9 protein-coding genes are annotated in these 10,690 nt (G+C 59.6%); 5 read left to right on the top strand and 4 right to left on the bottom strand.

Annotated elements, in window-relative coordinates; genetic code table 11:
- Positions 1 to 1,396 (bottom strand): sigma-70 family RNA polymerase sigma factor (locus B2W96_RS08595; RefSeq protein WP_293009878.1); only part of this gene is annotated, 1,396 nt, incomplete at its 3' end.
- Entirely contained in the window at positions 1,389 to 3,182 is a 1,794-nt protein-coding gene (gene dnaG, locus B2W96_RS08590; protein WP_293009877.1) for a DNA primase, read from the bottom strand. The genes dnaG and B2W96_RS08595, both read right to left, overlap by 8 nt.
- A 208-nt stretch (positions 3,183 to 3,390) precedes the next feature.
- On the opposite strand from dnaG, the gene B2W96_RS08585 reads away from it, so the two are divergent.
- Positions 3,391 to 3,990 (top strand): 4'-phosphopantetheinyl transferase family protein, encoded by a 600-nt coding sequence (locus B2W96_RS08585; RefSeq protein WP_293009876.1) that lies wholly within the window; start codon positions 3,391 to 3,393, stop codon positions 3,988 to 3,990.
- A gap of 145 nt (positions 3,991 to 4,135) precedes the next feature.
- Here B2W96_RS08585 and murC read toward each other — a convergent pair whose 3' ends face one another.
- Positions 4,136 to 5,515, bottom strand: coding sequence for a UDP-N-acetylmuramate--L-alanine ligase (gene murC, locus B2W96_RS08580; protein ID WP_293009875.1), 1,380 nt, complete (start codon positions 5,513 to 5,515; stop codon positions 4,136 to 4,138).
- A gap of 273 nt (positions 5,516 to 5,788) precedes the next feature.
- On the opposite strand from murC, the gene B2W96_RS08575 reads away from it, so the two are divergent.
- Positions 5,789 to 7,102 (top strand): CCA tRNA nucleotidyltransferase, encoded by a 1,314-nt coding sequence (locus B2W96_RS08575; RefSeq protein ID WP_293009874.1) that lies wholly within the window; start codon positions 5,789 to 5,791, stop codon positions 7,100 to 7,102.
- A gap of 32 nt (positions 7,103 to 7,134) precedes the next feature.
- A complete protein-coding gene (locus B2W96_RS08570) occupies positions 7,135 to 7,545 on the top strand; it encodes a hypothetical protein (RefSeq protein ID WP_293009873.1) in 411 nt (136 codons plus the stop codon).
- A gap of 151 nt (positions 7,546 to 7,696) precedes the next feature.
- Here B2W96_RS08570 and B2W96_RS08565 read toward each other — a convergent pair whose 3' ends face one another.
- Positions 7,697 to 8,014 carry a YerC/YecD family TrpR-related protein gene (locus tag B2W96_RS08565; protein WP_293009872.1) on the bottom strand — a complete coding sequence of 106 codons (318 nt, stop codon included), beginning with the start codon at positions 8,012 to 8,014 and terminating at the stop codon, positions 7,697 to 7,699.
- A gap of 576 nt (positions 8,015 to 8,590) precedes the next feature.
- Here B2W96_RS08565 and hutH point away from each other — a divergent pair.
- Complete coding sequence (gene hutH / locus B2W96_RS08560) at positions 8,591 to 10,159, top strand: histidine ammonia-lyase (RefSeq protein WP_293009871.1); 1,569 nt, start codon at positions 8,591 to 8,593, stop codon at positions 10,157 to 10,159.
- Positions 10,152 to 10,313: a hypothetical protein gene (locus B2W96_RS08555; protein ID WP_293009870.1), complete on the top strand. Its 162-nt coding sequence runs from the start codon at positions 10,152 to 10,154 to the stop codon at positions 10,311 to 10,313. Before hutH ends, B2W96_RS08555 begins: the two co-directional genes overlap by 8 nt.
- Positions 10,314 to 10,690 lie beyond the last annotated feature (377 nt).

Raw genomic sequence — 10,690 nt, 5'->3', positions numbered from 1 at the left:
GGATGCGCTCGCGGGTGACGTTGAACTCCTTGCCGACCTCTTCCAAGGTTCTGGCACGGCCGTCTTCAATGCCGAAGCGCAGCTTCAAAACCTGCTCCTCCCGGGGGGTCAGGGTGGAGAGCACATCCATCAACTGCTCCCGCAGAAGCTTATAGGACGCGGCCTCAGACGGCTCCGACGCGCCCTCGTCGGGGATGAAGTCGCCAAGGTGGCTGTCCTCCTCCTCGCCGATGGGGGTTTCCAGAGACACCGGCTCCTGCGCGATTTTCAAAATCTCGCGGATGCGGTCCACGGCCCGCTTCTTCTCATCCTCCCGGACCTTTTCCCACGCAGCGGGACCGCCGTTCATCTCGATGGCGATTTCCTGAGGGCTGGGGTCGTGGCCCAGCTCCTGCAAAAGCTGGCGGCTCACCCGGATGACCTTGTTGATGGTTTCCACCATATGCACCGGAATGCGGATGGTGCGGGCCTGATCCGCGATGGCGCGGGTGATGGCCTGACGAATCCACCACGTTGCATAGGTGGAGAACTTGAAGCCCTTTGTGCAGTCGAACTTTTCAACGGCCTTGATGAGGCCCAAATTGCCCTCCTGGATCAGATCCAGAAACAGCATGCCCCGGCCCACATACCGCTTGGCGATGGAAACCACGAGACGGAGGTTTGCCTCCGCCAGCTTTTGCTTTGCAAGCTCGCCGCTGCGGAAAACCTTTTTGACGGCGGCCTCATCTTCCTTGGAAAGAGAGGGCTCCTCGCCTGCCTCTTTCTGGCGGGCCAGCTCCTTGAGCTTTTCCTCCGCCTCTGCGCCAGCGGCCATGCGCTGCGCCAAGTCCACCTCCTCGTCGGAGGTCAGCAGGGGGACTTTTCCGATTTCCTTCAGATACATCCGCACGGGGTCGTCGATGGCAAAGTTCCCAACCAGAGTGTTGGGGTCCACCAGCTCCTCTTCCTCCACGTCCGCAATCTCCTCGGCGGCGGGGCCGTCGTCGGGCAGCTCGGGGAGAATGTCCTCGTCGGTGCTGATATCGATGTTCAGCGCTTCCAGAGAATCATAAAGCTGATCCATCTGGTCGCCCTCGAGATTCAGGGTGTCCAGCGACTCTGCCAGCTCGCCGGAGTCCAGCTTGCCCTTTTTCTGGGCCCTATATAAAAGCTCACGCAGCTTTTCATTGCCTGAGAGCCATGCGGAGGCGGGCAGAGATGCCACCTGCCTGTCGTCCAGACGGAGGATGCCGGCCTTTTTGGCCTCCTCGTCGGTCATGATGGGCGCGGCGTCCTGACCAGACTTACCGCCTGCTGCCGCCGTTCTATCCGCCCCGTTTGCCGTTCCGCCCTTCAGAAGGGCGTTGGCCTCCTGCTCCAGCCGCTCCTCAGGAGTGGGTTCTTTCTTCTTAGACATGTCGCTTTCCTCCGTTGCTTTTTTTCTGATCTTTGAGTTCTTCCATTTTGGCCAGCAGCGGGTCCGATGCGCCCGCGCCTGCTCTCTTTTCCGCCTCTCGGCGGACAATTGATATGTAATCGGCAAGAGCCTGCCGCCCGTTTGCGGCGGACTCCGGCTTTTGACACAGATTGGTCATGTGGCTCATCTCCTCGCCGGACAGCTCTCCCGCCAGAAACGAAAGCTTGGGCGCGCTGCGCTGCTCCCGCTGCCGCCACAAAAGGGAGAAGACCCTGCCAAGCAGCGGTGAGGAAAATTCCTCCTCCCGCAGGGGCGGCGATTCCGGAAACAGGCTGTCGTCCAGCAGCAAAAGCCGCAAAATCCCCTCCTCCGCCATGGCGGAGCGAAGGTTTGTATAGCGCAGGTCCCGGCCCTTGGGCTGAAGCTCCGCCGCCGGGTTCAGATCCCGGCGCTCCCGTGCCCGCCGCTCCTTGCCCATCCGGCGCTTGAAGGCCCGCTGAACCTCCAGCTTCATGGCCTCCGGCGTAAGCTTCGCGGCCTCCGCCGCCCGGACGGTGTAAATGTCCCGCTCTACGGGGCTTTCAAGACCCGCCAAAAGCTGGCTGACCTCCTCGGCGTAGGCAAGGCGCTGGCGGTCGTCCGTCAAGTCGTATTTCCCGGAAATCTGAGCCAGACGGAACTCCACGCCGTTTTCGCTGCCGGTGAGCAGCCGCTCAAACGCATCGGGGCCAAAGGCCTTGATAAAATCGTCCGCGTCCTGCTTGCCCATGGAGCCGTCCTCCATCCGCTTGTTTGGAAGCCGGAGAACCCGGACAGAAAACTCTGAGTTGTTCAGAATCTGCAAGGCCCGCTCTGTGGCAACCTTTCCGGCGTTATCGTTGTCGTAGCACAAAACAATTTCTTTGGTGTACCGGCTCAGAAGCCGGGTCTGCTCCTGTGTCAGCGCCGTGCCCATGGAGGCTACGGCATTGTCAAACCCCGCCTGATGGAGGGTCACCACGTCGATGTTGCCCTCGCACAGAATGATGTTGGGCCGCTTGGACTTTTTCGCCAGATTCAAAGCGTACAGTTCCCGGCGCTTGCTGTAAACCGGGGTTTCCGAGGAGTTCATATACTTTGGCTCCGAGTGGTCCAGCACGCGCCCGCCAAAGGCCACCACATCCCCCCGCACGTTGATGACGGGGAACATCAGCCGGTTTCTGAATTTGTCGTAAAGCCCGCCGTTCTTATTCTGCACCGCAAGGCCCGCGCCCAAAAGCTCCGACTTGGTGTAGCCCTGACGGGTCATGGCGGTGATGAGCGCGTCCCAACGGTCAAGAGACGCGCCGAGGCCGAAGCGGACCGCCGTGGCCTGTCCGATCTGCCGTCGGTCCAGATAGTCCCGCATGGCGCGGCTCTCCGGGTCCTGAAGCTGCTGATAGTAAAACCGGGCCGCGTCGCGGTTCAAATCCAGAAGGCGCCGTCGCTTTTGCTCTGCCTCCCGGTCCCCCGTCTCCTCCGGTACCTCCAGCCCGGCGCGCCGGGCAAGAAACCGCACCGCGTCCGGAAAGGGGAGACTTTCTTCCTCCATAATAAAGTTGATGACGCCGCCGCCCCGTTTGCAGCCGAAGCAGTAGTAAATCTGCTTGTCCGGGGAGACGGAGAAGGAGCCGGTTTTCTCGCTGTGAAACGGGCAGAGGCCGAAGTAGTTCGCGCCTCGTCTTGTAAGCTGGACATAGCTGCCCACCACATCCACAATGTCGCTGCGGGCCGTCAGCTCGTCCAAAAAATTCTGCGGAAACGGCAACGAACATCCCTCCCTCCCGGTGAGTTTTACCGGAATTGTCCCGGGTCATACCCAGACAACCAGTTCGAGTCACTCTATTTATACCCCATTGGGCTGAAATTTCCTCTTTTTTTGCGAATTTTCAGAAAACTTTTCTCTCCCGGCTTTACAGTTTCACATTTGACGGCTAAAATAAGTGCTTAGAGATAAGAGAGAAAGAGGTGGAAGAATGGCAGTGGAGCTTTGGGCCGCGCGGCTGGACCGTCCGCTCAGCGGGCGGGAGAACGACGCGCTGCTGGAAATGCTGCCGCCTGAGCGGCGGGAGCGGCTTGCCCGGGTCCGCGACACCGAACGGTGGAGGGAGCCGCTTTGCGCCTATGCAATTCTGCGCCGCGCATTGTGGGAGAAATACCGGTGGCGGGAGCTGCCAGAAATCGCGCTGACTACGCAGGGAAAGCCGGAATTTCCCGCCTTTCCGGAGGTGTGCTTCAATCTGAGCCACACGCCCGGGGCGGTGCTGGTAGGCCTTTCCAACGAACCGCTGGGCGTGGATATCGAAAAGATACGTCCCGTGTCCCCAAGAGCCATGAAGCGGCTGGCGGATGCGGCCTCGGAGGAGGCATTTTTCCAGAGCTGGGTCCGGCGGGAGGCGCGGTTTAAGCGCAGCGGCGCGGGAGTGAGCATCATGCGGGAGGGGGAGGCCCCTTTGCAATACGGAGAATATTTCTATTACGTGGAGACGTTCCCCGGGTATGTTGCCGGAGTGGCCACCCGCAGCGCAGAGGGCGTGAGCAGGATTCAGAAATTTTCGTTGGAACAGATGGTATAGCCGTTAAGAATTTCTGGGGACGCATGCTTGAAAAAGCAGCGTCCCAAAACGCGGATTTTTCAAAAGTAAGCGCATCGCCGGGGTGCGGTGCGGGAGAAGTCCCCGGGAAAGCAAATTCCCCGGGGACTTTTGTATTTACAGCAGCTTATTCCTTCAAAAGAGCCTCTCCCGCCCGGTAGATGTCCCCTGCGCCCACGGTCAGAATCAAGTCCCCCGGCTGGGCGATGGCGCGGAGACGGTCCGTCACCTGCTCCAGATTGGAGCAATAGATGGAGCCGGGAACCTTTTTGCACAGGTCGCTCGAGCTGATGCCCACGGTGTTGGTTTCCCGGGCGGCGTAAATCTCCGCCACAATCGCCGCGTCCGCAAGCTTCAGCTCCTCCACAAAACGGTCGAACAGCTTGGCGGTGCGGGAATAGGTATGGGGCTGGAACGCCAGCACCACCCGCTTGTAGGGAAGCTCTTTGGCCATGGCCAGCAAGGCGTGAAGCTCATCGGGGTGGTGGGCGTAGTCGTCGTAAACGTCCGCGCCGTTAAACACCCCCTTGCGCTCAAAGCGCCGGCCCGCGCCGGTGAAATCCACAAGCCCCCGCTCCACGGCGGAGCCGGGCAGGCCCAGCACATAGGCTGCCGAGGCCGCCGCCAGCGCGTTGGATACGTTGTGCCTGCCGTGGACGGGCAGGGATACGCTGGCATAGGGCTTGCCGTATACTGTCACATCGAAAAGCTGTTTCCCGCCTTCCTCGCGGAGGTTTTCAGCGGTGCAGTGGGCGGTGCGCTCCAGGCCGAAGGTAAACACCGGGCGGCCTAAGTTTTTCAGGGCCGCCATGGCCCCGTCATTGTCCGCGTTGGCAACCACCCGTCCGCCGTCCGGCACCAGTTGGGCAAAGCGGCGGAAGGAGTGTTCAATGTCCTCCAAATCCTTGAAAAAGTCCAGGTGGTCCTCCTCCACGTTGAGAATCACCGCCACGGTGGGGTAGAAGGAGAGGAATGAGTTACAATATTCGCAGGATTCCAGAATCATGGTGTCTCCGTTGCCCACCCGATAGGCGGAGTTAAGCAAGGGCAGCGTGCCGCCGATCATCACGGTGGGGTCTGCCTCGGCCGCCATGAAAATGTGGGTGCACATGGAGGTGGTGGTGGTTTTCCCGTGGGTTCCGGAGATGCACAGGGCGTTGGGATAGCGGCGCATGATGGCGCCCAGTGCCTGCGCCCGCTCGTAGACCGGGATGCCACGGGTCACCGCGCCGGAAATTTCCGGGTTGTTGTCGTGGACGGCGGCGGTGCGGATCACAAAGTCGCATTCGCCCAGATTTTCCGCGCTGTGGCCAATGTCCACATGGATGCCCGCGGACCGCAGATGGGCCACCGCCTCGCTTTCATGAATGTCGGAGCCGTGGACCGCAAGCCCCATCCCCAGCAGGATTTCCGCCAGCGGAGCCATGGATACGCCCCCGATTCCCACCAGATGAACCTGCTTTCCGGGAACCATGTAAGCGCTGATGGGCTTTGGATTATTCATCATAATAGTTTGCTCCTTCTCCTGCAATGACTTGCAAATGGGACGCCGCTCATTGTATGATATTGTATTATAACTTCGGCGCCGGAATTTATAGCGCCCGGGTAAATTTTTTTGTATTCGGGCCGGGGCGATTGACTGTCCTTCTCAGAAAAGGTATTATACTATGCGAGAGTAGAAAATGCAACCGAAAAGGCGCGGCCCGCCAGACGGGAAACGGCTTCGGTCCGCTGATTTAAAAAGAGAAAGTAAGGTGAGCAGGTGAACATTCCGGAGCCGGTGAAAAGCATATTGAAGGCGCTGGAGGAGCATGGCCACGCGGCCCACTGTGTGGGCGGCTGCGTCCGGGATTCCCTGCTGGGACGGGAGCCGGGGGACTGGGACGTGGCCACCTCCGCACTTCCGGAGGAGACGATGGCGCTGTTTCCGGGCCGGGCAGCGCCCACCGGGCTGCGCCACGGCACCGTGACTGTCCGGGAGGGGGCGCTTCCTGTGGAAGTCACTACCTTTCGCACCGACGGACGGTATACTGACGGACGCCACCCCGACTCGGTGGCCTTCACCCGCTCCCTGCGGGACGACTTGAGCCGCCGGGATTTTACGGTGAACGCCATGGGGCTGGACCTGCGGGGAACGCTGACGGACCCCTTCGGCGGGCAGGAGGATTTAAAAAATCGGCTTCTGCGCTGCGTGGGATCGCCTGAGGGGCGGTTTCAAGAGGACGCGCTGCGCATTCTGCGCGGGCTGCGGCTGGCGGCGGTGTTGGGCTTTTCTGTGGAAGAGGAGACGGCGAGGGCGCTTCGGGCGTGCAGAAAATTGCTTTGCGGCGTGGCCGCGGAGAGGATACAAAGTGAGCTGACGAAGCTTTTGTGCGGGCCTGCGGCGGCGGAGGTTCTGCGGGAATTTCCAGAGGTTGTGGGGACGGTGGTGCCGGAGTTGTTGCCCATGGTGGGCTTTGACCAGCACAGCCGCTATCACTGTTATGATGTGTGGGAGCACACACTCCACGCACTGAGCGAGGTCCCGGCGGAGCCGGTTTTGCGCTGGGCGGTGCTCCTTCACGACGTGGCAAAGCCCCGGTGCTACACCCGGGACGAGCGGGGCGGTCATTTTTACGGACACCCCTCGGTCAGCGCGGGGATGGCGGACGCGATTTTACGGCGGCTGAAATTTGACAACGCCACCCGGGAGGCGGTGGTCACGCTGGTGCTGTGGCACGACAGGGAGATTCCCCGGACGGAGAAAAGTATCCGCCGCGCGCTGCGAAAGCTGGGAACGGAGCGCCTGCGAGAGTTGACCGAGGTGAAACGGGCGGACAATCTGGGGCAGGCCCCCGCGTACCGGGCACGGCTGCGGGATGTGGAGCAGATACAAAAGATCATGGAGGATCTGCTGGCCCGGGACGAATGTGTATCACTGCGGCAGTTGGCGGTGAACGGACGGGATATGCTGGGGCTGGGCCTTCGGGGGCCGGAAATCGGCATGATACTGGAAGAGCTTTTATCCGCCGTGGTGGACGGAGACTTGCCGAACCAGCGTTCCGCACTGCTGTGTGCGGCAGAAAATCGGGCAACCGGGCAGAATGATAAATAATAAAACTTTAAATGATGATTGGAGATGGACACATGAACAACGAACAGAGTCAGTGCGGCTCGTGCGGCGGAGGAGCCTGCGGCGTGGGCGGCGGCTGCGATGGATGCAGCGGATGCAGCGCAAGAGCCAGCGTATGGATGGGCGAGGGAGAGCTGGAGCTGCTGCAGGACCTGGCCCAGACCCCCTTTCTTCCCATCGCCCGGCGGGAGGGGGCCGAGGAGCCGATTTATCTGGAGGGCGCAAGATACACCCCTGCGGAGTATGGCCAGATTATCACGTCGCTGGCCCAAAAGCGGCTGGTTCGGCTGGATTATGATCTTCCGCTGTCAAACTTTGACTACACGGCTTACGAGGGATTTCCCCACAAGGGAAGCATGGCCCTTACCGCCGCCGGTCAGCACGCCTTGGAGCTGCTGGAGATTCAGGGTGCGTCTGAGGAATGACCCGGGCTTCGCGTATAAAAAATCCCCGGCGGCGCAAACTGCGCCGCCGGGGATTTACCGATCAAAGAACCCCGCCCTCCGGCAGGCATCTCCTTCCCGATGGGAATGGGACGCTTGCCGGAGGGCGGAAGCTTTAGTGTCAATGGAGGCATTATCCCTTTTTCTTTTTGGGAGGCTCAGGCTCCGCCAAGCGGTCAATCACCCGGGCATAGCCCTCCGCGCCATAGACCAGACATTTCCGCACGCGGGTGATGGTGGCGGAGGAAACGCCGGTTTTTTCGTTGATGGCGTTGAAGGTTTCTCCGTCCTGAAGCATCCGGGCCACCATCCATCTCTGGGCCATGACCTGAATCTCCCCAACGGTACACAAATCGTCAAAAAAGCGGTAGCAGTCTTCCTGATCCTTCAGGGAGAGAATTGCCTGATACAGATGGTCCACCATTTCCGATTTCATTCTGCTTTCATACATCTTGCAGCCCCACTTTCAAAATCAGGCGCCGCCGTGCGCCGGCTCCGGCGGCAGGATTGCTTTTATACGGTAACAGGGTATCCTATGGCCAAAGAATAACAGACTTTTGAGTCACTGTCAATCTACTTTCCCTTGTGGTACGTCAATTTTTCCAAACATCGGCAGGTATTTACACTTGAAATGTCCGCATGATAATACACTATCTCCATATCTCGCTAATACGCTACCGATACACCGTGATAATAGACAAAAAATTAAGGTATAATTAAAAAATAAATGTTGATTTCGTACAAAAATGATGCTATTATGTGTTTGTGCGAGAACGTTAAACCGACAAGCGCACAATACAGACAGGATTGCGGCAGGCTCACCCCTGGGCAGGGTGAACGTCGCTTCCGGCGTGAGAGCGCCGGAAGCGCGCCTGACCCGAATCATCCAAACCATTTCTCACATCTCATAGGACCTGTAAATGCCGCTTATGGCGCATCTCTTTCCGGCTGCGGCCCGCAAGGGTACACGCTTTTTAAAAGAGGCTGATATTGCAGGGCAAAAATTTGAAGCGAGGTAACGATTAAAATGATTATGAAGCCTTCTGAAATAAAGCATGTCGTTGTTGACGGACACAGCCTGACACTGGAGTCCTTTGTGGCTGTCGCCCGCTATGGCGCGACGGTGGAACTGGCCGCTTCCGCGCTGGAGGCCATGCAGAAGTCCCGCGCATTGGCGGAAAAAATTGTGGCGGAGAACCGCGTTGCTTATGGAATTACCACCGGCTTTGGAGACTTCCAGAAGGTGGCCGTGCCCGAGGAGATGAGCAACGAGCTGTCCACCAACCTGATTCTCAGCCACTGCACCGGCACCGGCGACCCCTATGCCGACGAGGTGGTGCGCGGGATGCTGCTGCTGCGGGCAAACGCGCTGTGCGTGGGCGTTTCCGGCATTCGCCCCATTCTGGTGGAGATGATGCTGGCCATGCTGAACGCAGGCGTTACTCCCGTGGTTCCCCAGAAGGGCTCTTTGGGCTCTTCCGGCGATTTGGCTCCGCTGGCTCACATGACGCTGCCCCTGCTGGGCAAGGGCCTGGCAAACTACAAGGGCGAAAAGCTCACCGGCGCGGAGGCCATGGCCAAGGCCGGCATCCAGACGTTGGAGACGCTGGTGTGTAAGGAAGGCCTTGGCATGACCAACGGCACCTGCGCCATGACTTCTGTTGGTTCTCTGGCTCTGTTTGACACCATCTGCGCCGCCCAGTTGGCCGACGCCATCAGCTCTTTGGATTTCGAGGCCCTCACCGGCCTGCGCAACGCCTTTGACGCCCGCATTCACGCTGTCCGCGGTCAGAAGGGCCAGATCATGGTGGCCGCCAATATGCGTAAGCTTCTGGCCGATTCCGAGATTCTGGACAACTGCCAGAAGGACCGGGTACAGGACGCTTACGCCCTGCGCTGCATCCCTCAGCTCCACGGCGCCGTCCGCGATGCGCTGGAGTATGTGCGCTCCAAGGTTGAGATCGAACTGAACGCAGTTACCGACAACCCGCTGCTGTTCCTCGACGACGAGGCGGTTATTTCCGGCGGCAACTTCCACGGCGAGCCCATGGCGATTCCCTTCGACACGCTGGGTATCGCGTGCAGCGAAATTGCCAACGCCTCCGAGCGCCGCACCGAGCGCATGGTGAACGCGGCTCTGTCCAACGGACTGACCCCGTTCCTCACCACCAAGCCCGGCGTGAATTCCGGCTTTATGATCGTGCAGTACTCCGCTGCTTCCATGGTTTCCGAGAACAAGGTTCTGGCGCATCCCGCGTCGGTGGACTCCATTCCCTCTTCCGCCAATCAGGAGGATATCGTCTCCATGGGCACCACCGCAGCGCGCAAGGCCGGCTGGATTGTGCAGAACACCCTGTCCGTTCTGGCGGATGAGCTGATGACTGCTTGCCAGGCCATCGACATTCGCCGCAACCTGAACACCCACGGTCAGGGCATGGCGCCTGTCCACGAGGCCATGTACAAGCACGTGCGCGAGAAGGTTGCGTTCTACGAGATCGACCGCGAGATTTGGCAGGACATCGCGGAGGTGGAGAAGATGGTCCGCAGCGGCGATCTGCTGGACATCGTCAAGAAGCACGTCCCCGAGTTTGAATAAGCAGCATCCCGGCAAATTAGATAAAAGCCGCCACGCCGAAGTTCGGCGCGGCGGCTCTTTTGCGCGGCTTTATGAAAAGCCATGCCTGCGCTTACAGGCGGGTTTTGCTTTTTCACAGATTATGTTTCTCGGCTCTTTTGCAATGAAGCACTAACGCCCCGTTATGTCATCTTGTAGAAGCGCGGAAAAAGGCACGGTGGATGGCACGGCTGTCCTGTGGAGGACGGGTTTAATGCATGCAAGCCGACGGCTTTCTGGGGGAGACGGAGTGTCCAGGCGCGCTAAGAGATTGCGATGCAGAATACATGGATTGTGCAGTTCCGAAGTTCTCTGCGCGCCTGGGAGGCAAGGATGCTTTGCTGTGTGGGTCCAAAGCCTCCAGCCCGCAAACTGTTGCTGGAATGTTCGGAGAGATGGAAAAGTCCTGCCGCAAGAGATGTCCCGCCGGAGAGGCTCGTTTCAGGGGACACACTGCGTTTGCGCAGGGAAAGACAAAGCTGCGGTCCGGCAAATGCCGGACCGCAGCTTGTC

Origin of the sequence: Oscillibacter sp. UBA6647, assembly GCA_002455655.1 — a bacterium.
In the GTDB taxonomy this organism is placed as follows: Bacteria; Bacillota; Clostridia; order Oscillospirales; family Oscillospiraceae; genus Oscillibacter.
The sequence above is the reverse complement of the archived record's forward strand: the minus strand, read 5'-3'. Positions and strand labels throughout refer to the sequence as shown.

Coding starts and splice junctions, on each gene's coding strand:
- B2W96_RS08585 (WP_293009876.1), top strand. CDS start 3,391: ATGGCAGTGGAGCTTTGGGCCGCGCGGCTGGACCGTCCGCTCAGCGGG.
- murC (WP_293009875.1), bottom strand. CDS start 5,515: ATGATGAATAATCCAAAGCCCATCAGCGCTTACATGGTTCCCGGAAAG.
- B2W96_RS08570 (WP_293009873.1), top strand. CDS start 7,135: ATGAACAACGAACAGAGTCAGTGCGGCTCGTGCGGCGGAGGAGCCTGC.
- B2W96_RS08565 (WP_293009872.1), bottom strand. CDS start 8,014: ATGTATGAAAGCAGAATGAAATCGGAAATGGTGGACCATCTGTATCAG.
- hutH (WP_293009871.1), top strand. CDS start 8,591: ATGATTATGAAGCCTTCTGAAATAAAGCATGTCGTTGTTGACGGACAC.